26 protein-coding genes and 1 pseudogene are annotated in these 21173 nt (G+C 66.1%); 14 read left to right on the forward strand and 13 right to left on the reverse strand.

Annotation, left to right across the window (positions count from 1 at the left end; all coding sequences use genetic code 11):
- Positions 1–150: 150 nt before the first annotated feature.
- A complete protein-coding gene (locus J2S97_RS15625) occupies positions 151–564 on the reverse strand; it encodes an aldehyde dehydrogenase family protein (protein WP_307050861.1) in 414 nt (137 codons plus the stop codon).
- A 66-nt stretch (positions 565–630) separates the two neighbouring features.
- Between J2S97_RS15625 and J2S97_RS15630 the strand changes: the two genes are divergently transcribed.
- On the forward strand, positions 631–930 hold the full coding sequence (locus tag J2S97_RS15630) for a DUF6221 family protein (RefSeq protein ID WP_307050862.1): 300 nt from the start codon (positions 631–633) through the stop codon (positions 928–930).
- A gap of 32 nt (positions 931–962) precedes the next feature.
- Here J2S97_RS15630 and J2S97_RS15635 read toward each other — a convergent pair whose 3' ends face one another.
- The 4 genes from J2S97_RS15635 to J2S97_RS15650 all read right to left on the reverse strand — a co-directional run bounded on the left by J2S97_RS15635 (position 963) and on the right by J2S97_RS15650 (position 2311).
- Entirely contained in the window at positions 963–1211 is a 249-nt protein-coding gene (locus J2S97_RS15635; RefSeq protein WP_307050863.1) for a hypothetical protein, read from the reverse strand.
- 181 nt (positions 1212–1392) lie between these two features.
- Complete coding sequence (locus tag J2S97_RS15640; protein ID WP_307050864.1) at positions 1393–1566, reverse strand: CsbD family protein; 174 nt, start codon at positions 1564–1566, stop codon at positions 1393–1395.
- Between the two features lie 142 nt (positions 1567–1708).
- On the reverse strand, positions 1709–2119 hold the full coding sequence (locus tag J2S97_RS15645; RefSeq protein ID WP_307050865.1) for a GNAT family N-acetyltransferase: 411 nt from the start codon (positions 2117–2119) through the stop codon (positions 1709–1711).
- Between the two features lie 9 nt (positions 2120–2128).
- Positions 2129–2311, reverse strand: a complete 183-nt coding sequence (locus J2S97_RS15650; protein ID WP_307050866.1) for a hypothetical protein — start codon at positions 2309–2311, stop codon at positions 2129–2131.
- A 43-nt stretch (positions 2312–2354) separates the two neighbouring features.
- On the opposite strand from J2S97_RS15650, the gene J2S97_RS15655 reads away from it, so the two are divergent.
- Positions 2355–2942: a nucleotidyltransferase family protein gene (locus tag J2S97_RS15655; RefSeq protein WP_307050867.1), complete on the forward strand. Its 588-nt coding sequence runs from the start codon at positions 2355–2357 to the stop codon at positions 2940–2942.
- On the opposite strand, the gene J2S97_RS15660 is transcribed toward J2S97_RS15655, so the two are convergent.
- A complete protein-coding gene (locus tag J2S97_RS15660; protein ID WP_307050868.1) occupies positions 2904–3350 on the reverse strand; it encodes an EamA family transporter in 447 nt (148 codons plus the stop codon). The two genes, J2S97_RS15655 and J2S97_RS15660, sit on opposite strands and share 39 nt — an antisense overlap.
- A 192-nt stretch (positions 3351–3542) precedes the next feature.
- Here J2S97_RS15660 and J2S97_RS15665 point away from each other — a divergent pair.
- From J2S97_RS15665 to J2S97_RS15690, 6 genes and pseudogenes are all read left to right on the forward strand, one after another.
- Positions 3543–4265 (forward strand): annotated as a pseudogene (locus J2S97_RS15665) (LysR substrate-binding domain-containing protein); the annotation flags it as partial.
- Positions 4266–4416: 151 nt separating this feature from the next.
- On the forward strand, positions 4417–5169 hold the full coding sequence (locus tag J2S97_RS15670) for a GntR family transcriptional regulator (protein ID WP_307050869.1): 753 nt from the start codon (positions 4417–4419) through the stop codon (positions 5167–5169).
- 269 nt (positions 5170–5438) lie between these two features.
- Positions 5439–6794 carry an MFS transporter gene (locus tag J2S97_RS15675; protein WP_307050870.1) on the forward strand — a complete coding sequence of 452 codons (1356 nt, stop codon included), beginning with the start codon at positions 5439–5441 and terminating at the stop codon, positions 6792–6794.
- Positions 6791–7594, forward strand: a complete 804-nt coding sequence (locus J2S97_RS15680) for a putative hydro-lyase (protein ID WP_307050871.1) — start codon at positions 6791–6793, stop codon at positions 7592–7594. Before J2S97_RS15675 ends, J2S97_RS15680 begins: the two co-directional genes overlap by 4 nt.
- Complete coding sequence (locus J2S97_RS15685) at positions 7591–7854, forward strand: hypothetical protein (RefSeq protein ID WP_307050872.1); 264 nt, start codon at positions 7591–7593, stop codon at positions 7852–7854. The genes J2S97_RS15680 and J2S97_RS15685 overlap by 4 nt, the downstream gene beginning before the upstream one ends.
- A gap of 167 nt (positions 7855–8021) precedes the next feature.
- Positions 8022–8396: a VOC family protein gene (locus J2S97_RS15690; RefSeq protein WP_307050873.1), complete on the forward strand. Its 375-nt coding sequence runs from the start codon at positions 8022–8024 to the stop codon at positions 8394–8396.
- A gap of 70 nt (positions 8397–8466) precedes the next feature.
- Here the strand turns inward: J2S97_RS15690 and J2S97_RS15695 are convergent, their stop codons facing one another.
- A complete protein-coding gene (locus J2S97_RS15695) occupies positions 8467–9039 on the reverse strand; it encodes an MOSC domain-containing protein (protein WP_307050874.1) in 573 nt (190 codons plus the stop codon).
- A gap of 215 nt (positions 9040–9254) precedes the next feature.
- Between J2S97_RS15695 and J2S97_RS15700 the strand changes: the two genes are divergently transcribed.
- On the forward strand, positions 9255–9605 hold the full coding sequence (locus J2S97_RS15700; protein WP_307050929.1) for a rhodanese-like domain-containing protein: 351 nt from the start codon (positions 9255–9257) through the stop codon (positions 9603–9605).
- 134 nt (positions 9606–9739) lie between these two features.
- Here the strand turns inward: J2S97_RS15700 and J2S97_RS15705 are convergent, their stop codons facing one another.
- From J2S97_RS15705 to J2S97_RS15715, 3 genes are read right to left on the reverse strand one after another with little or no spacing between them, the layout of a single operon-like run.
- Positions 9740–10144 carry a RidA family protein gene (locus tag J2S97_RS15705; protein ID WP_307050875.1) on the reverse strand — a complete coding sequence of 135 codons (405 nt, stop codon included), beginning with the start codon at positions 10142–10144 and terminating at the stop codon, positions 9740–9742.
- Positions 10141–10902, reverse strand: coding sequence for an IclR family transcriptional regulator (locus tag J2S97_RS15710; protein WP_307050876.1), 762 nt, complete (start codon positions 10900–10902; stop codon positions 10141–10143). The genes J2S97_RS15705 and J2S97_RS15710 overlap by 4 nt, the downstream gene beginning before the upstream one ends.
- 4 nt (positions 10903–10906) lie before the next feature.
- Complete coding sequence (locus tag J2S97_RS15715; protein ID WP_307050877.1) at positions 10907–11914, reverse strand: sugar kinase; 1008 nt, start codon at positions 11912–11914, stop codon at positions 10907–10909.
- A gap of 248 nt (positions 11915–12162) precedes the next feature.
- On the opposite strand from J2S97_RS15715, the gene J2S97_RS15720 reads away from it, so the two are divergent.
- From J2S97_RS15720 to J2S97_RS15740, 5 genes are all read left to right on the forward strand, one after another.
- Complete coding sequence (locus tag J2S97_RS15720; RefSeq protein WP_307050878.1) at positions 12163–13512, forward strand: amino acid deaminase; 1350 nt, start codon at positions 12163–12165, stop codon at positions 13510–13512.
- Positions 13513–13522: 10 nt separating this feature from the next.
- On the forward strand, positions 13523–15184 hold the full coding sequence (locus J2S97_RS15725; RefSeq protein ID WP_307050879.1) for an N-acyl-D-amino-acid deacylase family protein: 1662 nt from the start codon (positions 13523–13525) through the stop codon (positions 15182–15184).
- Entirely contained in the window at positions 15174–15809 is a 636-nt protein-coding gene (locus J2S97_RS15730) for a bifunctional 4-hydroxy-2-oxoglutarate aldolase/2-dehydro-3-deoxy-phosphogluconate aldolase (RefSeq protein WP_307050880.1), read from the forward strand. The genes J2S97_RS15725 and J2S97_RS15730 overlap by 11 nt, the downstream gene beginning before the upstream one ends.
- 23 nt (positions 15810–15832) lie before the next feature.
- Positions 15833–17221, forward strand: a complete 1389-nt coding sequence (locus tag J2S97_RS15735; RefSeq protein WP_307050881.1) for a GntP family permease — start codon at positions 15833–15835, stop codon at positions 17219–17221.
- Between the two features lie 94 nt (positions 17222–17315).
- The gene (locus J2S97_RS15740) at positions 17316–17693 is read left to right on the forward strand and encodes a nuclear transport factor 2 family protein (RefSeq protein WP_307050882.1); all 378 of its coding nucleotides are present in this window, start codon (positions 17316–17318) and stop codon (positions 17691–17693) included.
- Positions 17694–17718: 25 nt separating this feature from the next.
- On the opposite strand, the gene J2S97_RS15745 is transcribed toward J2S97_RS15740, so the two are convergent.
- The 3 genes from J2S97_RS15745 to J2S97_RS15755 all read right to left on the reverse strand — a co-directional run bounded on the left by J2S97_RS15745 (position 17719) and on the right by J2S97_RS15755 (position 21160).
- On the reverse strand, positions 17719–18468 hold the full coding sequence (locus J2S97_RS15745; RefSeq protein ID WP_307050883.1) for an ABC transporter permease: 750 nt from the start codon (positions 18466–18468) through the stop codon (positions 17719–17721).
- Between the two features lie 86 nt (positions 18469–18554).
- On the reverse strand, positions 18555–19940 hold the full coding sequence (locus J2S97_RS15750; protein ID WP_307050884.1) for a DUF3100 domain-containing protein: 1386 nt from the start codon (positions 19938–19940) through the stop codon (positions 18555–18557).
- Positions 19937–21160, reverse strand: a complete 1224-nt coding sequence (locus J2S97_RS15755) for an amidohydrolase (protein ID WP_307050885.1) — start codon at positions 21158–21160, stop codon at positions 19937–19939. The genes J2S97_RS15750 and J2S97_RS15755 overlap by 4 nt, the downstream gene beginning before the upstream one ends.
- Between the last annotated feature and the right edge of the window lie 13 nt (positions 21161–21173).

The following is a 21173-nucleotide window of genomic DNA, read 5'->3' on the forward strand; positions in this document are numbered from 1 at the left end:
TGAATGGAGGCGTGGCGTCCTGTGTTCCGCATTGTCGGCCAGTGCGGTGACTGGGGCGTCTATTTATGTACGGGGCGTAGCCCCTGACGGCAGCGCCGTTCGGGGCGCCGCCTGATGCGGCCGAAAGTCCGGTTGGCCGAAGACTACTCACTACCTGCCGGTGTGACAATAGCAATCAGGCGACAACGCAAGCGGACGACGGCGGGAGATCCCGCCGTCGCCGGAGCCCTTGAATCCGCCCCAGGGCATTTCGTTGGCGATGACGAGGTGCGAATTGACCCAGACGGTGCCGAAGTCGAGCCGGCGGGGAGCGGACAGCGAGCGGGCCGAGTTCGTGGTCCACACCGAGGCGGCGAGACCGTAGACGGTTTGGTTGGCCCGGCTGATGGCCTCTTCCTCGGTGCTGAAGGTCTCCACCGACACGACCGGGCCGAAGATCTCCGTGCTGGTGATCGCGGCTCCGGCAGGCACACCGGTCACGACGGTGGGTTCGATGAAGTAGCCCGCGCCCTCGATGGCGTTGCCTCCGACGGCGATCGTGAGGCCCTTCAAATCTTTGCACATTGCACCAGACAGGACGGGAGGCGGGACGGTTTCGTCGAAACGGTGCGGGCACTGAAGAATGGGGGCATGGCCGACATTATCGAATTCCTGGAAGCTCGGGTTGCCGAGGACGAGGCAGCCGCGGAGGAACTGGGGGAGATCGGACGAGGTCGCCAGGCGATCGGCGCCCGCCTCGAAGTTTCTCCGTTCGCAGCCGCCCGTGTGCTGGCCGAATGCGCCGCCAAGCGGAAGATTCTGGGGAACGTCCCGTTGGTTACTGACATACCGTCGCAGATGGGCGGGACCAGCGAGTACGTTCTGATGTGCCTGGCCTCTGTGTATAGCTGGCACCCGGAGTACCAGGAGGGCTGGTCCGTCGCCGGCTAGGAGTCAGCTCGCCGCCTGCGACCAGCTGCCAGTCAATGCGGCACCAGCCCGCCGCGATGGCTGTTGGGCCGGGGTCCGTCTCCCGAACCTTTGAACAGCCCGACGATGCCCCTGATCAAGCTGACTGTGGCAATCTTCAAGAGGAAAACCACACCCTGAATGGCTCCGGCCACAACCAGGAGCAGCAAAATCGTGACGAGGATCGGCAGCAGCAGAAGGACAATCACGGCAATTGCCGCCATGTACATGAGGGCATACCCGGCAGCGGCTGTCGGATCCACTGGACTTCCTATCAACAACCGGACCAATTGCTCCGGATACCTGCTGCATTTTTAGCACCAAACTGCCAGCCTCAAACAGGGCCAATCGTCCCGGGTCATCATCCGGCGCCCGCCCTGGAGGCTGGAAAATACGGAAGGGTGCAGCCCGTGCTCGGGGGGCACCCTTCCTTGTGTTGCAGGCCTATTCCTTGAAGGCGTCCTTGACCTTCTCGCCGGCCTGCTTCAGGTCCGCTTTTGTTTGGTCGGCCTGACCTTCGGCCTTCAGGCCCGGGTCATTCTTGGCCTCTCCGGCAGCTTCCTTGCCCTTGCCGCCAAGCTTCTCGGCAGCATTCTCAATCTTGTCATCCAGACCCACGGTGATACTCCCTCCGGTTGGTGCCGCCAGCGATCCGCCCGCGGCTCACAAGATCATCGTAAACCCGATTCAGGCCAGATGGTAAGCATGCTGATTGTGTGATTGCGCCTAGTGGGCGCCGTCGAAATTCCAAGAACGGATGCTAGCGAAGCCGGATAAGACCAGCACTGGTGGGTCTGAACCCGCATGCATCGAAGTAGAAGCTCTTCAGATGATCGTCGAAGTCGACATGGATCCATTCGCAGCCCGCTTCCCTGGCTTGCTCCGTGGCAACGGCAAGGAGTCTTTTCCCAACGCCCTGACGGCGCGCCCTTTGTGCCACCAAAGTGTCTTCGATGAAGGCATGCGCGTGGCCGTCCCAGATCACGTTGACAAAGCCGACGAGGCCCTGATCGTCACGCGCTGTGACCCACCCCAGGCTGAGGCGCGAGAGCACGTCGATCCAGTCGTGCTCAACGTAGGCGTGGTCGAAGCCCTCGGCGTGCAGCTGATTGATTTCTTCGTTCCTAAACGCTCCGCGCCATTCCCAAGCAATCGTCATGCTGAACAGCATTGCATGACCCTAGCCCGCCGGGTTGGCGGTCCATCCGGTGAGCGGCAGGAGGTCAGCGGCAATGTCCTGCACGCTGCGGTTGATCACGCAATGTTTGACTTTCAGGGCGGCGAGCTGGGCATGGAGTTCGAACGCCACGGAGCTCTTCCCCACACCCGACCGGCCACCGAGGAAAAGAACTTCACTCTGCATGTTCACCCCTCGAGTATTGCCTGGGTTGGGGCACGATGGGCTGGTGACTACCGATGCTGAGCGACTCTTTCTGACCTATATCCAAAGGAACCCGATCAACCGGCAAATCCTTCAGTTGGCGCCGGCACTGGGTGTTTCGGACTGGTGGCTGACGGCGGGTGCACTGTTCCAGACCGTCTGGAACGTTCTGGACGGCAGGGACCCCGGCGCCGGCATCCGGGACTACGATTTGTTCTATTTTGACGCGGACACTTCCTACGAGGCGGAGGATGCGGTAATTCACCGGGCACGGGAACTGTTCAAAGGCCTGGACGCGGAAGTCGAAGTACGCAACGAAGCCCGTGTGCACCTTTGGTACGAGGAGCATTTCGGGGTCCCCGCCGTGCCGTTCACCAGCACGTCCGACGCGATAGATCACTTCGCAGCCAAGACCTGCTGTTTCGCAGTCACGGCCGACGAACACGGCGGCGTCACAACGTACGCGCCGCACGGTTACGACGACCTCTTCGGCCGGAACGTGATACCTAATCCCGTCCTTGCCCCCAGGGACGTATACCTGACCAAGACCAGGCGGTGGAGCACGGAATGGCCCTCACTCAACATCCAACCCTGGCCTACGGTCAACGCTTAGGACGGTAGTGAGGCCCGCCAGCCAGATGGCCACGGCGTTGGTGGGAACGATCGTGGCCATGCCCAGCCATTCGTGGAGGCCAAGGATCTGCCCCAGGAACACGGTGCCGGAGAGCGCGGCGAGGATGGGGTTGATGCTCATGAACACACTGAAGAATCCCGCTGGCACGTGCCGGAGCGCGATGAGGTCGGCGGCGTACGGAATCACCGAGCACAGCAGACCGGCAATAACGGCGTACAGCAATGCCGGACCGGCGAATGCCCCTTTGCTGGCCAGGTAGACGGCCACCGGCAGGTAAAACACCAGGGAAATGAGCGTCGCCGCGGCAGGGGCCTGCAGCCCGGGCAGCCGCTGGCCCGCGACCCGGTTGAGAAGGATGTACGCCGCCCAACCCGCGGCACTTGCCATGCCGATAGCAATCCCGACGAAGTCGCTGGTGGGTCCGGCATCACAAGAACGAAGACGCCCACACCTGCTGCCAGCCCGCACAGCACATCCCGGCGGGCCCTCGACCCCAGCAGGGCCACGGCCAGCGGCCCGAGGAATTCCAGGGTGACGGCAAGGCCCAGCCCGATCCGTTCGATGGCCATGTAGAGGCTGATGTTCATCAGGGCGGTTGCTGCGCCGAGCAGGAGGACCGGCCACCACTGCCGCCAGGTCACCCCGACGGCCGCCGGGGAACGGATCATCGAGCATGCGCGAAGCGTGCTTGACCAGGTCGCGTTGCTGGAACGCGTTGCCCAGGACCAAAGCGGCGAGCTCAAAGTGAGCTACGCGTGGTCGGCGCTGGGCCGCCGCACCGTGGCCCTGCAGCGGAAATGGCAAGAGCTGCACCCCGGAGTCCGCCTGATCTGGGTGCAGTCGAACGCCCCGACGGGCGGCCTCGCGAACGGGTCTGTTGACGTAACCATTGTCAGGCGTACCCTCAGTGACAACCGCTTCGGGTCCACGCTGATCGGGACTGAAGCGCGGTACGGCGCCCTCGCCAAGGCTGATCCGCTCGCCCGGCGGCGTTTCCTCCGCCTGGCCGACTTCTCCGGACGAACGATTGCCGTCGATCACCGCACGGGAACCACTACGGAAGACCTCTGGTCCGACCTGACGCGGCCGGCGTCGGTCCGGCTGGTGCACGGCGTCGACGAATGGCTGACGCTCATCTCCACGGGGCAGGCCATCGGCATGTCCTCGGAGGCCACAGCTGCGCAGAATCCACGGCCGGGGATCGTGTACCGGCCGGTCCGCGATGCCGCGCCGATTTCTGTGTGCCTCGCATCCTGGAAAGACGATCCATCGGTACTCGTCGCGGACTTCATCCGGCTGGCGCAGGAAGCGTTCATCCCTGACCACCCGGCACTGCAGGGGGGGCAGCGCCGAACGCAAAGCGGACGACGGCGGGAGGTCCCGCCGTCGTCCGCCATCCCGGACCGAACAATTCAACAAAAGGATTGTTGGTCGCCCGGGGTAAATTCAGGGTATGGCCACCCTGAACCCGAACGCCGAAACTCACGCCTCCCGCCAACTCCAGGGTGGACCGCAGGGAGCGCCCGGAGCGCCCGGCGGAGCGTCCAGGCTGCGGGTCGCCGTGCCGTCCGTGGCGGCCAGGGTAGCCGCGGAGCTCCGGCTGCAGATCGCCGAGGGCGCGCTGCCGCCGGGAACGAAACTCAAGGAAGAGGCCCTTTCCGGCGAGCTCGGTGTCTCCCGCAACACTGTCCGCGAAGCATTCGCCGAACTTGTGAGCGAGCGCCTGGTTGTCCGCGAGCCCAACCGCGGGGTCTTCGTTGCCAGCTTGGGCGCCAAGGACATCCATGACGTCTACACCGTCAGGCGCGCCATCGAGGTGAGCGCCGTCCGCGGCGGGGGCAGTCCCGAGAGCATCGCCTTGGTGAGGGCCGCCGTCGAGGAGGGCAAAAGTGCAGCCGCCGCCGGGGACAACGAACGCCTCGGCAGCGCCAACCAGCACTTCCACGGCGCCCTGGTGGCCATGGCGGACAGCGAACGGCTGAACACCATCATGTCGCAGGTGCTTGCCGAGATGCGGCTCTTCTTCCACAAAGCCGCCGTTGACGGCGGCTTCTACCAGGACTGGCTGGCGGACAACGAACAGATCTGCAAGGCCCTGGAAGCCGGGGACGCGGAGCTCGCGGCCGACCGCCTTACCGACTACCTCACTCGGTCAGAAGAGCACCAGACTGCGGTCCATGCGGCGGGGCCGGAAGCTTCGAAGTAGCTCTTCCCGCTCTGCATCCGAAAACTGCCCGCGACGGCCGAATCACCCTCAACCCTTGACGGTGTGATCTGCGTCGCGTAAATTGTTCAACAAGTTCGGATTGTTCAACAATCCAACGATTGCTCGCATTTTCGACTTCCGCAGCCCCTCACGGTAGCCGCACCGGCGCCCCTAATGCCCCGACTTGCAACGCCGCAAGGCTGGACAAAGCGCACACGCACCATCCGCCCGCACACGGATGACATCCACACTCTTCATGGAGGATACAAATGGCCACTCCATCAGTAATGGCCCCCGCTGACCCGAAACCCTTTGTAGGGCGCAAGGGCATGTACAAGGCCTTCGCGGCCAGCCTGACCGGAACGGCGCTGGAGTTCTACGACTTCGCCGTCTACTCCGCCGCGGCCGCGATCGTTTTCCCGCTGATCTTCTTCCCGGCCTCGGACCCCGTCACGGGCACCCTGCTGGCCTTCTCCACCTACGCTGTGGGCTACATTTCCCGGCCCGTCGGCGGCATCATCTTCGGACGGCTCGGGGATGAGATCGGCCGCAAGAAGATCCTGGTCATCACGCTGATGCTGATCGGCGTCGCCACGTTCCTCATCGGCCTGCTGCCCACGTACGACAACATCGGCATCATCGCCCCCGCCATCCTGGTCTTCCTCCGCTTCGCACAGGGCGTCGGCGTCGGCGGCGAATGGGGCGGAGCAGTCCTGCTTTCCAGCGAATTCGGCGACCCGAACCGCCGCGGGTTCTGGGCCTCCGCCGCGCAAATCGGCCCGCCCGCCGGCAACCTGATGGCCAACGGCGCGCTTGCCGTCCTGACTCTGACCCTGTCCGAAGAGGACTTCCTGAACTTCGGCTGGCGCATCGCCTTCCTGATCTCGGCACTGCTGGTGGCATTCGGCCTCTGGATCCGGCTCAAGCTTGAAGACACCCCCATCTTCAAGGCCATGGAAGCCAAGGGAGACAAGCCCAAGTCCCCCATCCGGGAAGTCCTGGCAACCCAGCGCCGGCCCCTCATCGCAGCCATGCTGAGCCGCATCGGCCCGGATGTGCTCTACGCGATGTGCACCGTCTTTACCCTCACCTACGGCATTCAGGAACTTGGCTTCGACCGCGGCCAGGTGCTGGTGGCCGTACTCATCGGTTCAGCTCTCCAGATCTTCACCATGCCGCTGGCCGGGGCCATCTCCGACCGCATCAACCGCCGGCTGGTCTACGGAATCGCCGCCGTGGCCGCCGCCGTCTGGGCATACCTGTTCTTCATCGTCCTCGAAGGGCGGTCCCCGGTCATGCTGATCGTGGGAACGGTGCTGGGCCTGCTCTGCCACTCGTTCATGTACGGACCCCAGGCAGCATTCGTCGTTGAACAGTTCTCGCCGCGGCTCCGCTCCACCGGCAGCTCGCTGGCCTACACCTTCGCCGGAATCATCGGCGGCGCCATCGCACCGTTCATGTTCACGCTCCTGCTGAGCACTTTCCACAGCTGGGTCCCGGTTGCCATCTACCTCAGCGTCGCCTGCCTCCTGACCCTGGTGGGCCTGGCCCTGGGCCGGGACTCCAATGTTGCCGAGGACGAGGAGTACCTGCAGTCCTCCACTGAGCTGGTGGAAACGCGATGAACCGGGCCAACGCCCTGCTGGCGCCCGCCGACGCACGCCTGAAGTTCCGCAGCGGCCTGGTGACCCCCACCTCCGGTTGGAGTGACGGCTACACCCAGGCCAACCTGATCGCGGTCACGGCCGACTACGCCGACGAGTTCATTGAATTCTGCCGGCTCAATCCCAAGGCCTGCCCCGTCATAGACGTCATCCCGGCGGGACAGTACGAAAGCGCCCTCGCCGCAGGGTCCGACATCCGCACCGACATCCCCGGCTACCGGGTGTGGGTGGACGGCGAACTTGCCGGCGAAGTCAGCGACGTCAGTTCGGTCTGGCGTGACGACATGGTGAGCGTCCTCATCGGCTGCAGCTTCACCTTCGAAGCGGCGCTTGCCAGCGCCGGCATCCCGCTGCGGCATACCGAAACCGGCCGCAACGTCCCCATGTACCGCACGAACATCGAATGCACTCCTGCGGGACGGATCCACGGCCCGATGGTGGTTTCGATGCGCCCCATGCCGCCCGAACTGGTCGAAACGGCCATCCGGGTGACGTCGGAGGTGCCGAAGGTACACGGCAGCCCGGTACACGTCGGCTCGCCCGGGGACCTCGGCATCGCCGACATCAGCCGGCCCGACTTCGGCGACGCGGTGGAGATCCGTCCGGGGGAAGTGCCGGTTTTCTGGGCCTGCGGCGTGACACCGCAGAGTGCAGTGATGGCATCCAGGCCGTCCTTTGCCATCAGCCACGCCCCCGGACATATGTTCATCACTGATGTTCCCGAAAGCACCTACCGGGAACCGGCAGGAGCGTCATCGTGAAGAAGAGAATTCCCGTTGCCGAGAAGCGGGCACGCAGGATCATCAACCTCTCGGCGCCGCGGCGGCAGGCCACCGGCACCCACTGCGAACTGACCGGAGTCTGGCAGAGCCCGGCAGGAGCGACTATCTCGCTGTACGAGGGCCAGCTCCTCCCCAGCGATGCCGGCCGGCCATGCGTCTGGACGTACGCAGGCCAACCGGCAAGCAAGGCCGGTTCCGGAGACGCCCGGTGGCCGGCCTCCGGGCATCACAGACAGTAGGGGCAGAAGACGGCAAGCGGACGACGGCGGGACTTCCCGCCGTCGTCCGCTTCGTTAGTTTGGCTTGGGCTCAGTTACGGACTCAGCTGCCCTGCAGCCGCGCACCATTGTGCGTCCGGGCATTCGGTCCTAGGGTGGGGCGATCTCACCCATGACCAGGAGGAGCAATGTCCGGCGAGCCAGCGTTCTTTGAAATCGGCGTCGAAGATCCCCAGCGGGGCAAAGCGTTCTACGGGGCGCTCTTCGGCTGGGACTTTACGCCGGGGCCCTCGGCTGGAGGAGGATTCATGATCGGCACCCCCGGGCTCGCCGGCGGGATGCACGGCGGCGACGCCGGCGCCGTACCGTACCTCTTCTTCCGGGTGGACGACATGGACGCCGCACTGGACCGGGTCCGGGATCTGGGCGGCTCTGTTGATGAACCTGAACTTGGGGACGAGACCAGCGCGGGGGAGTACGGCAGGTTCAAGCTCTGCAAGGACGACCAGGGCTCAGCCTTCGGCCTCCACGAACCTCCGCACCCGGCGGCCCAGGTACTTTAGCCTTCAGATATTGGCGTAGAGGACGACGGCAGGAGATCCCGCCGTCGCGCACCAACAAAGACATGGGGTGCTACGGCAGCCGCGACGGGCGCAGCAGCGTGGGCGTGCCGGCATTTTCGGGGTCGAGGGGCACCGGGCTGATCAGTACTGCGGGCCCTCGGTGCAGGATGCCGTCCGAGAGCGGCTGGCAGCGCACGCCGCCCCGCCCGCGCATCGCTTTGTGGGCGCCCGGGGCGAGCATCTGGTCCATCCACGCGCAGGGGTGGGCCGGCCTGCCTGCCCGCAGCCGCACGATGTCCCCGCACGATTCCAATGCGAACTCCTCGCCTAGAAGGGGCGCCAGGTGGGCACCCCGAAGGACCACGTTGCGCCGCGTCAGCAGCGGGTCAAACGGTGCGGTTCCGAGCTCCGCGGCCATGGCTTCGAGGGCCTCGACCGCAATCAGCGTCACGGCCGCGTCCATGTGCGCGGCCTTGCCGAAGAACCGGTCGCCCACAATGCCTTTGCCGGTCACCAGTTCTACCTGCTCGGCGTCAGTCGTGGGGACCACGGCCGCACCCTCGCGTGCGCGTCCGAAGTACGCGTGCGCCGGCGACACGAGCAGGTGCAGTACTTCCACGTCGTATCTGTAGCTTGCCGTCATGCCTCAAAACTATCCTCCATCGCGGGCGCCTGCACCGGCACCACGTAGCGTTGGCCAAGGCGGACGGACACCGGGACTACGATGGGTTCCTGGCCCGGATAAGCGCACCCGCGCTGGATAGGACACGAGTGACTACTGACCGCACGGCCAACGGGGCCGCAGACAATGACGCGGCGGCGTACTTCCGCGCCAAACTCAACTTCGAGATCGATGTCATGGACGTAGCAGAGAACCTCCCGGCCGGAGGATTCGTGCTCGTTGACACCCGAAGGCGCGCATCCTGGGAGCACGGCCACATCCCCGGTGCTGTGCACCTGCCCACCGCAGATACCCCGTCCCGCGCCGCGGAACTGATCCCAGCCGGAACCGATGTGGTGGTCTACTCCTGGGGGCCGGGCTGTAACGGCAGCACGTTTGCCGCCCTGGCGTTCGCCGAACTCGGGTATCCCGTGCGGGAAATGATCGGCGGCATCGAGTACTGGGCACGGAACGGTCTTCCGGTGGAGACGGCCGACGGCGTCACCCCGGGGAAGCCCGACGTGCTGGTGACGGCGCACACGCTGTAGTCCGCCAGGTTACGGGCCACGATCCTGGCGGTCCCGCTCCTTCTCGGAGCGGCGTGGCTGTTCGGGTGACCACCCGGAAAACGCACGACGGCGGCACTCACCCGAGTGCCGCCGTCGAACCTTAACGCCAGGGACTAGGCGGTGACCGCCAGGGCGTCGATCTCCACGAGCATGACCTCGTGCGGGAGGTCGACGAACACGGTGGTGCGGCTGGGCAGTGCGCCGCTGGGGACGTTTTCCTTGATGAATTCGCCGTAGACCTCGTTCATGGCGGCGAAGTCGTCGCGGGTGGTGAGGTAGACGCGGAACATCAGCACGTCCTCGACGGAGGAGCCGCCTGCTTCGAGAATGGCCTTGACGTTTTCCAGCGTGCGGCGGGTCTGGACGCGGACGTCGCCCCCGCCGATGTACTGGTTGGTGGCGGGGTCCATGGGGCCTTGGCCGGAGACCTGGAAGAAGCCGCCCTTCTGGATGCCCTGGGAGAATACGTGCGCCGGGGCGGGGGCGTTTTCGGTCAGTACTACGGTCTTTTCACTCATGCTGAGTTCCTTTCGTGGCTGATCCAGCCGAGGTCACGTGAGACGGCCTCGGTACTGGCTTTGAGGTCGGGCAGCAGCTCCAGCAATCCTTCATAGCTGAGCATCACCACCGGTACCGAACAAGAGGCTGCTGCTACGACGGCGCCGCTGGCGTCGCGGATGGGGGCCGCGATGCAGTGCACGAACGCTTCGTGCTCGGCGTTGTCGTGGGCCCAGCCCTGGATCCTGACCTGCTCCAGTTCGGCCAGCAGGGCCTCCGGTGAGGTCAGGGTGTTCTCGGTAACTTTGACGTAGTCCAGCCCCGCCGCGATCTTTTCCTGCCGGCTGCGCGGCATGTCGGCGAGGAGGACTTTCGACACAGCAGCCGAATGCAGCGATGCAGTCAGGCCAATGCGCGAATACATACGGACGGGATGGTGCGATTCGAACTTGTCGATGTACACCACCTCGTTGCCTTCGAAGGCGGCGAGGTGCACGGTGTGCCCGGTGCGGCCGTTCAGTTCGGCCAGGTGCGGGTGGGCTACTTTGCGGATGTCCCGTTGCTCCAGCGCGAGGGAGGACAGTTCAAACAGCTTGGAGCCGAGCATGAAGCGCTGATCGTCGTCCCGGACCACAAAGCGCTTTTCCTCCATGGCGTGCAGGAGACGCATCACGGTGGTCTTGTGCACGGAGGCCTTGGCGGAGAGCTCGTCCAAGGTGGCGGGTTTGGCGGCGAGTTCAGCGAGCAGGTCGATGGCCCGCAATAGGCTTTGGCTCATGGTTTCACGCTCCGGTTCTGGTGTTGAACTGACCGTCAACAACGCGGATGGCGGCCCATTCGGTGTCGGTGGAATCGAGGATTGCGGATAGCTGCGCGGCGCCGGGCAACGGGCCGCGGTCACCATGGACGGTGAGCGTGCAGGCTGCCGCCACGTGGCCCCTGCGGAGGCTTGCCTTCTGGCCCAGCCCGAAGAGCATCCCGCTGAGGTAGCCGGCCGCGAAGGAATCCCCGGCGCCCACCGGTTCGACGACGTCCACGGACAGTGCCGGGACCTCCTCGCGGCTGCCGTCCCGGTTCAGCGCAATGGCGCTGATCGACTCGTTCTTGATCACGAGCACCTCAGGATCCGGGAGGAGCCCGCGGAGTTCGGCCTCGTCCGTGGTGCCGAACGCGTGCTCGGCTTCGTCCTTGCCAACAAGAACCACGTCGGCCAGATTGGCCATCCGTCGAAGGACGGAGCGGTCCCGGCCGGCCCACAGAGCTGCACGCCAGTTGACGTCGAAGCTGACGGTCCTGCCGTTCCGGGGTGCGGTCAGGACAGCTTCGATGAGTTGCAGGCACTCGGGGGAGAGGGCGGCCGTGATGCCGCTGAGGTGGATCAGTGCGGCGCTTTCCAGCAGACCGGCAACGAGGGGATTCGCCAGCGTGCCTGGCCCCATGGCCGACGCGGCGCTGCCCTGCCGATAGTACAGAACCGAGCTGCCGCCGTCGGGGTCTGACTCCTGGGCGGGAACCTTGACGTAAAGGCCGGTGGGCAGCGCGGGGTCAACCTCCACTCCGGTCACTCCCACTCCGTGCTCGCTGAGCTCGTCGAGGATCCGTGTGCCGAAGCCGTCTCGGCCGACGCGTCCCACCCAATGCGAGTCCAGTCCCATGGCCGCGAGCCCCATCGCGACGTTCGACTCGGCACCGCCGATTCCGCAGTGGAGCTCGGTTGCCTGGTGCAGCGGCACGGCTTGTACAGGCGTGAGCATGGCCATCGTCTCGCCAACACATACAGCTGAAAGCATGTAAATCCCGCACTCCCTCTTGCGCTTTTCAGCGGCACTCGGACGCCGCGGCAAATGGGGTTCCGCGGCGGCTAAACCGGCTCTGCGGGCATGCCGCGGCCTTGACTCTCAATCCTGCACCATGTTAGACATATCACCAGCAGGTTTGCAACCAGCGTTGCAAAATACGCAACGCGCTGGCAATGCGGCCAGAACAAACCCACAACGCAGCTCCAACAACGCAGCGCACCGTGAAGGGAAATAAACCCGTGAATACTTCCGCGTACGGCGCAGAAACAACGGCCGAGGCCATTTCCGCGACCGCCGTGGCCGCACTGGCGGACCGCCGGCTCGACTGGCGGCACAAGGCCGTGCCCGCCACCGCAAACGGAACAACCCAGGCAGAGTTCGTCGCGGCCCGTCACAACCTGGCCGACCTTCAGACCCCGCTGCTCACGCTCGATGACCGGGCCATTCGAGGCAATGCGGACCGGCTGGCCTCCTGGTGCTCGGAGCACGGTGTGCTGCTGGCCCCGCACGGAAAAACCACCATGGCACCGCAGCTGTGGACCGAACAGCTCAACCGGGGCGCCTGGGGCATCACGCTTGCCAACTTCGCCCAGCTGCGGGTGGCCCGCGAGTTCGGCGTACGGCGCCTGCAGCTCGCCAACAGCCTTACGGACCCGCACGCCATTGAGTGGGTGGCCGGCACCTCCACCGCGGACGCGCCCATCCTGTCCTGGGTGGACTCCGCGGACACCGTGGAGGTCATCAACCGCACCCTGGAAGCCACGGGAAGCGAAGCAGTGCTGGACGTCCTCGTGGAACTGGGCGGCACCGGCGGCCGCACGGGTGCCCGCAGCGTGGACGCGGCCCTGGACGTTGCCCGCGCCGTCTCCGCCTCAGGACACCTGCGGCTGGTGGGCGTCAGCGGGTACGAAGGATCGCTGGCCCACACAGCGGACGCGGACAGCCTTGCCGCCGTTCGCAGCTACCTCGGCCGGATGCGTCAGCTTCACGAGCAACTGCTCGCAGCCGGACTGTACGGATCCGACGCAGTTATCCTCACCGCCGGCGGCAGCGCCTACTTCGACGACGTCGTCTCCGTCCTTTCGCCCTGCATTTCGGCACGCTCCGAGCCAGGCGGCCCGGAGAACAGCCCCCGCGTGGAGCTCATGATCCGCAGCGGCGCGTACATCATCCACGACGACGGTTTTTACCGCGGCATCTCGCCGTTTTCCCGTAACGGCGGCCAGCCTTTCGCGTCCGCGATGCACGGCTGGGCCCGGGTGGTGTCCCAGCCTGAGCCCGGCCTGGCCATCCTCGACGCCGGCAAACGCGACCTCCCCGTGGATGAAGGACTGCCGCGTCCCCAGCTCTTCGGACCCGCCCTCGGCGGCCCCATGGAACCGCTCACCGGCGCCGAAATCACCGCGGTCAACGACCAGCACTGCTACCTGAAATTCGACGCCGGCACCACAACCGTGCGGCCCGGCGACGTGGTTCGGTTGGGGCTGTCCCACCCCTGCACCGCCTTCGATAAATGGACCATCATCCCGGTGCTGGCCGACACCGACGGCGACCAGACCGTCGTCGACCTCATCCACACCTTCTTCTAGGACACACACCATGAAGACCCTCATCAGTAACGCCGTCCTTGTGGACGGTACCGGAGCGGACCGCCGCCCGGCGGACGTCCTGCTGGACGGCCCGGTGATTGCCGCCGTCGCCGACGCCGGATCCCTCACGGCCGCCGGAACCGCCGCCGACCGCACAATCGACGCCACCGGCCTGGTCCTGAGCCCCGGCTTCATCGACATGCACGCCCACTCGGACCTGCAGCTGCTCGTGAACAAGGACCACTACGCCAAGCTCAGCCAGGGCGTCACCACGGAACTGCTGGGCCAGGACGGACTGTCCTACGCGCCGGTGGATGACGCCACGCTCGCGGGGGTCCGCGAGAAAATCGCCGGCTGGAACGACAACCCCGCGGCCTTCGACTGGAACTGGCGGACAGTGGGCGAGTACCTCGACCGGCTGGACCGCGAAGACAGCGACGGCGCCCGGATCGCCACCAACGCCGCCTACCTCGTCCCGCAGGGAACCGTCCGCGCCATGGTGATGGGCTTCGCCGAAGGCGACCCCACGCCTGAGCAGCAGCAGCGGATGCATGACGTGGTCCGCACCGCCATGGAGGAAGGCGCCGTCGGAATGTCCTCCGGGCTGACCTACACGCCGGGAATGTACGCCCGCACCGAGGAACTGGCCGGGCTCTGCCGGACGGTGGGGGAGCTGGGCGGCTTCTACGCACCGCACCACCGCTCCTACGGCAAGGGCGCTCTGGGCGCCTATGCCGAAATGATCGGACTGAGCCGGGACACCGGCTGCGCCCTCCACCTGTCCCACGCCACCATGAATTTCGCGGAGAACAAGGGCCGCGCCGGCGAGCTGCTGGACCTGATCGACGCTGCCCTCGACAGCGGCGTGGACATTACCCTGGACACGTATCCCTACCTGCCCGGCGCCACCACGCTGTCCGCGATCCTTCCCAGCTGGGCATCGTCCGGCGGCACCGCGGCCACGCTGGAGCGCCTGGCCGATCCGGAAACCCGCGCGAAGATCCGCGAAAGCGTGGAGATCTACGGCTCCGACGGCTGCCACGGGGTGGTGGCCGAGTGGGACACCCTGGAGATCAGCGGCGTCCAGAACCCGGCGCTCGCCGGCCATGTGGGCAAGACCATTGCCGGCATCGCCGCTGAGTCCGGGGCGGAACCGTTCGGCGTCTTTGTCCGGATCCTCACCGAGGACCGCCTCGGGACCGGCATCCTGCAGCACGTGGGCCACGAGGAGAACGTCCAGGCCATCATGAAGCACCGCACGCACACTGGCGGCAGCGACGGCCTCCTGGTGGGCGCCAAGCCGCACCCGCGGGCCTGGGGCACGTTCCCCCGATACCTCGGGCACTACTCCCGTGATCTGGGGCTGCTCAGCCTTGAGGAAACCGTCCACCATCTGAGCGGCAGGCCGGCGGCTCGGCTCAAGCTTGACCGCCGCGGCCTTGTCCGCGAAGGCTACGCGGCCGACGTCGTCCTCTTCGATCCGGAAACGGTCCGGGACGAAGCCACCTTTGAAAACCCGCGCCAAGCTGCCACCGGCATCCACTACGTCTTCGTGAACGGCACGGCAGCAATCGTCGGCGGGCAGCCCACCGGCGCCCGCGCCGGCCGAGCCCTGCGTCGCGGCAGCGACGGACTCACCCGAGAAGGAAGAAGCATTACCCATGACTCCTGAACAATTCGTCCGGCAGCTTGAAGCCGACCGCACCCTCGCCGTCGTCCGCGCCGTGTCCATCCCGGACGCCGCGGACCTCTGCCGGGCACTGGCCGGCGGCGGTATCCGCAGCGTCGAGCTAACCTTCACCACACCGGATGTGCTGACCCACGTCCGGCGCGCGGCGGAGACGGCAGCCGAACACGGCGCCGCCGTCGGGATCGGCACAGTGATGACTGCGGACCAGGCCCGGGCAGCCATCGACGCCGGCGCGCAGTTCCTCGTGACGCCCGGACTCCGGCCCGAGGTGGCCAAAGTCGCCGCCGACGCGGGCATACCGTTCAGCCTTGGGGCCATGACCCCCACGGAGGTGGCACAGGCCCTGGACCTGGGCTCCGCCGCCGTCAAGATTTTCCCCGCCCGGCAGCTCGGCCCCGTGTACCTGAAGGACCTGCAGGGGCCCTACCCGGGGATCCGGCTGCTCCCGTCCGGCGGCATCGACGCCTCCAACGCCAAGAGCTACCTCGACGCCGGCGCCACCGCAGTCTGCTGCGGCACCAGTGTGGTCCCGCCGGCAGCAGTGGCTGCCGGCGACTGGGCAGACATCGCGGCGCGTGCCGCAGCCTTCACCGGCACCCTCAAGTAGGACTTACCCAGAAAGAAATGCCCATGAACGAATTCCTTACCTGGCTGCGGCACGACACCGCCGGCCTGCTCCTCCTGGCAGGCGCGGGCATCGCCCTCCTGCTGTTCCTGATCATCAAAGTCAAGCTCGAACCGTTCATCGCCCTGGTGGGAACCGGCGTGCTCGTGGCCTTGGTGGGCGGGATCTCGGTGGAGGCGCTGGTCGGCTCGGCCACCAAGAGCAGCGACGCCCTCATTGAAAAGGGCTTCGCCGGCATCCTCGGCCACATCACGGTTATCATCGGCCTCGGTACAGTGCTCGGTGCCATCCTGGAGCGGTCCGGCGGTGCGGAAGTGCTGCTAGGCAGGCTCGTGAAAATCTTCGGAGAGAAGGGCACGCCGCTTGCCATGGGCATCACCGGCTTCGTGCTGGGCATCCCGGTGTTCTTCGACATCGGCATCTTCGTGCTGGCGCCGCTGGTGTACGTGGCGGCCATTCGCGGGGGCAAATCCCTGGCCCTGTACGCGCTTCCTTTGCTGGCGGGCCTCTCCGTGACACACGCTTTCCTGCCGCCGCACCCCGGACCGGTTGCTGCCGCCGGCCTGTTCCATGTGGACCTCGGTTGGATCATCCTCATGGGCCTGATCTGCGGTATTCCGGCCTGGTTCGCCTCCGGTATCCTGTGGGGCACCTGGATCGGCAAACGCGTCATGATCGGCGTTCCTGAGGACCGGATCGTCCCCGAGGCCGAGGAAGCCAAGGGCCACGAACCGTCCATCGGGTTGGTGCTGCTGGCCATCGGCCTGCCGATGCTCCTGATCCTCGGCGGTACTTTCGGCAACATCTTCGCTCCTGCAGGCCCCGTGCGTGACGCACTGACGTTCTTCGGCAACCCGGCCATCGCACTGACCATGGCCGTGCTCTTGGCCATGTGGCTCCTGGGCATCCGCCGCGGCATGACGCCGGACGAGCTTAGCGAAATCACCGGCGCATCCCTGCGCCCGGTGGGCATGATCCTGCTGGTGGTCGGCGCCGGCGCGTTCTTCGGTGCGGTCCTGTCCGCCACCGGAGTTGGCAAGGCCGTTGCGGATTCGCTGGCCCAGGCCGGGCTGCCGATCATCCTTTCCGCCTTCGTCATCAGCGCGGGCATGCGCATCGCCCAGGGCTCCGCCACCGTGGCGATCGTGACCACGGGCGGCATCCTGGCACCCAGCCTGGCCTCCGGCTTCTCCCAGCCGCAGCTTGCCCTGATCGTGGTGGCCATTTCGTCCGGCTCCATCATTGCCAGCCACGTCAACGACGGCGGCTTCTGGATCATCTCCAAGTACTTCAACATGTCCGTCAAGGACACCCTGAAGACGTGGACTGTGCTGGAAACCGTGCTGTCCGTGGTGGGCTTCGCCATGGCGGCATTGCTCTACCAGTTCGTCTAGCCGGGCCGGCCGGGAGCCAGTGACGCCTCGGGAGGCCCTGGCATGTACTGGCAGGGCCTCCCACGATGCGATCCGGGCCAATAGCGTTGATGGCATGAGTGCAGATGAACAGGACCGGGCGGAAATACTTGAGAACTATCGGGCCCAGTTGAGTGCCATGGTGGACGGCGACACGGAGATCCTGGCTGAGCTGCTGACCGAGGACTTCTCGCTGACGCACATGACGGGCTATTTCCAGCCCAAGCAGGAATGGCTGGCCCAGATGCGTGCCGGGCAGTTCGTCTACCACGACGCCCAGGAACGGTCCGTTTCCCTGCAGGTTGACGGCGGAACTGCCCACCTGGTTGGCAGGATTGTCACCGACGCCACTGTCTACGGCGCACGCGCCAAGTGGCCTTTGCAGCTCACCATGGACTACGTCCTAACGGACGGCCGGTGGCTCGCCTCGCGCTCGGAGGCGACCACCTGGTAGCTGATGCCGGGTCCGCCCAGGGGAGTCAGCGCGGCCGGCCGGGGCGGACGCGGACGGGCGCCAGGGCGGCGACGGTCATGACGGCCGTGATGGAACCTGCGGCCATGATCGCGGCCAGGACGATGATCTGGAAGCGTCCGGCCTCGAGCGGCGAGATGCCTCCGAAGATGGCACCCACGAAGGCCCCCGGTAAGGTGACCAGCCCGGTGGTTTTGGTCTGGTCGGTGCTGGGAATCAGGGCAGAGTAGACGGCGGCGTGGGCCAGCTCCCGGGTTGACTGCCGCGGCGTGGCCCCCAGCGCGAGCCAGCCCTCCACCTCCTCCCAGCGGTCGTTCACGGATTCCGCAAACCGCAGGCCGGCCAGGGTGGCGATGGTCATCGCGTTGCCGATGACTATGCCGCCGATCGCCAGGGCATAGCGCGGCGTGAACGGGATGGCGCCCGTCACGAAAATGATGGCAAGGGTGGCTCCGATGCCTGCGGCCATCGAAGCACTGACGAGTCCAAGGCGTGTCCAGCTCCACCCGATCCGCCGTGCGGCGGTCACTGCCGCCACAGCGAACATGACCAGCAGCGCAGCCCCGACGAAGACGGGGCTGGTGATGACACCGCTCAGAACAAAGCTGATCACGGCAAGCTGTGCCGCTCCGCGCAGGATCGCCAAGGCGGGCGCAGTACTGTGCGGCGCCTTGAAGCCCCGGAGGACCATCACCGTCAGGGCAACAAGCAGGGCGACGCAGAGCAGCGTGGGGACGAACGCGCCCAACTCGGTCATGCTGCCAGCCTAGCGGCGGGAGACGACAAAGGACGACGACGGCGGGAGGTCCCGCCGTCGTCGTCCGTTGCCGTATGGAACTGCTGTTAGTGCCAGAGCCCCAGCGCGAACTCGGCGATCACGGTGGAGAGCAGGAACGACGCCGTGATGGCGAGCAGCCCGACGGGGATGATCTTCCAGCCGATGTTTCTCAGCAGCGGGATGTCCTTGCCGAGCGACAGGCCGGCCAGGGTCAGCATGACGGTGGCGATGGACAGGAAGTCGACGGTTTTCACCATGGCGTTGAGCGGCTCGGCACCGAAGAACCAGGGGCTGGAGATAAACGCCCCGATGGTGGTGATGAACACGATCGCGGAGATTTTCCGCGTGATCCTGGCCAGCAGGAGGCTGAAGAGCACCAGGGCCAGCAGGATGGCGTAGCCGCCGACGATGGACCAGCTGAATCCCTTGGCAGCGATCGAGGCCGTGGCCACGCCGAGGACTGTGAGGACCGAAAGGGAGAGCCAAAGCGGCAGGGTGATGGTTGCCGATGACGCAGCGACCTGTTCGCGGAATTTCCGGTTGGCGTCGGCCTGGGCTTCTTCCCGGTCAATATCTGCCTGCGTCCTTTCGGCGGTGCCGCCGGCGGTTCCTGCTGTGGCCAGGGCGGTTTCGCGGGCCGTCTGCTTGCGGGTCAGGAACCGGTAGAAACGGTCGGCGAGCGGCAGGGCCACGTAGATTCCGACGTATACGCCCAGGACCGTGGTGATCAGGTTGGAGATGGCGGCCATGGCGAGGATGGCCTCCTGGTCGCCGGGGTAGGCGCCGATGATGCTGGCTGCTGAGGCGGCCATCATTGACCCGGAACCCACGCCCGCGCCCATCGCGAGGGCCAGGGGGTCGAAGATCTTCCAGTTGGCCACGAGTGAGGTCAGCAGGGTGATGAAGACGGCGCCGAAGAGGGTACCGAAAACATACATGGCGAGGACTCCGCGGTACTGGTCGGAGTCGGGGCCGTATTTTTCGGAGACCATGGCGAAGGAAGGTTCGCGGTCCAGGGAGAACGTTGCACCGACCGTTGCCTTGCCCATGCGCAGCAGCACGGCCAGCGGGAGTGCCAGCGCAACCGTGCCGAGCAGATGGCCGATCTCCTGCAGCAGCAGAGCCGGCCCGGCCTTGATGAGGCTGGGGAGGCTCGGCCCGATGTTGAAGGCCAGGCGGGCCACCAGCAGGAACACGGCCACGCCCACCAAGGCTGCAGCCACCCGCTGAAGGTCCAGGCCGAGGGGCTTGAACTTCTGGACCGAAACCAGCAGGCCGAGGATCAGGCCCCAGACCATGGGGAAGATGATGATCGAGCCGATGCCCAGATCGATCTTCAGCTGGCCGATGAGCTGCACGGTGACGGCGATGGCGAGGGCCAGCGCCGCAACGGGAAGTGTCAGCTTGGTTCCGGCCCTGGTGACCGGAGCAGTTGTGGTGCTGGTGCTCATGGTGTGACTTCCTGTGGGTTGGGGCGGCTGAACGCGGCACTGGTGAACCGCTCGCGTTCTGTGGGGGTGGTGGCGGCAGCGGCGACGGTCCAGGCCAGGGCGAGGGCTGCCTCGAACATGACTGTGTAGGCTTCCGGGGTGTCCGCCAGGGCGGCGAAGGCGTGGGAGTGGATCGGCACGTCCGCGCCCGGGATGCTCAGCCACGGGTGCAGGCTGGGTATGACCTGGGAGATGTTTCCCATGTCGGTGGACCCGCCGCTGAGGCCGGCCGAGGGCGAGGTGTCCTTGCCGAAGGAGTCCATCGCGCTGGTCCAGTGGGCCGCGAGGGCGTCGTCCTGGATCAGGGGTTCGTACAGCGGTTCCGTGGCTTCAATGGTCAGTTGCGTCCCGGTGGCCAGGGCGGCGCCCTCGAAGCAGCGCCGCACGCGAGCCAGCAGCGCTTCGTACTCCGGCAGGGTGAAAGCGCGGCATTCGAAGTTCACCACGGCACGCTCCGGAATGATGTTGGTGACATGCCCGGCCTCGGCAACGTACAGGGCAATCCTGTGGTCGCCGGGGATCTGCTGCCTGAGCAGCCCTACTGCAACCTGGCTCAGCACCGCGGCGTCGGCGGCGTTCACGGCCTGGTGCGGAGCGGCCGCTGCGTGTGCGGCCTTGCCGGTGAACGTTGCCTGGTACCGCCCCACTGCCTGGGCGCTGGTCCCGGCCGGGTTATAGGTCAGGCCGTCCTGGACCGGGTGGACCATGAGTGCCAGGCCCACGCCGTCGAAACCGCCACGTTCCAGCATGAGGACCTTACCGCCGCCGTGCTCTTCGGCCGGGGTGCCGATGGCCTTGAGGGTGATGCCCAGTTCATCGGCCAGCGGAGCCAGTGCCAGTGCGGCAGCAACGGAGGCTCCGGCGATCAGGTTGTGCCCGCACGCGTGGCCGATCTGGGGGAGCGCGTCATACTCCACGCACAGCGCTACGACGAGGTCGCCGCTGCCGGCGGTGGCCGTGAAGGCGGTGGGCAGGCCGCAGCTTCCGCGTTCCACCGTGAAGCCGCCCTCTTCGAGCAGCGTGGCGGCCGCCTCGGCGGAACGGGTTTCCTCGAAGGAAATTTCGGGGTTGGCGTGCATGCTCCTGGCCATGACGTGGACGCTCGGTTTCCACCGGTCCACGCCCTCGCTGAGCTTAGTTCTCAACCCATCGGCGGGTCTGGATGTGTCTGTAAGTTCCACGGGTCTCTGCCTT

Source organism: Arthrobacter oryzae, assembly GCF_030812315.1.
Classification (GTDB): domain Bacteria; phylum Actinomycetota; class Actinomycetes; order Actinomycetales; family Micrococcaceae; genus Arthrobacter; species Arthrobacter oryzae_B.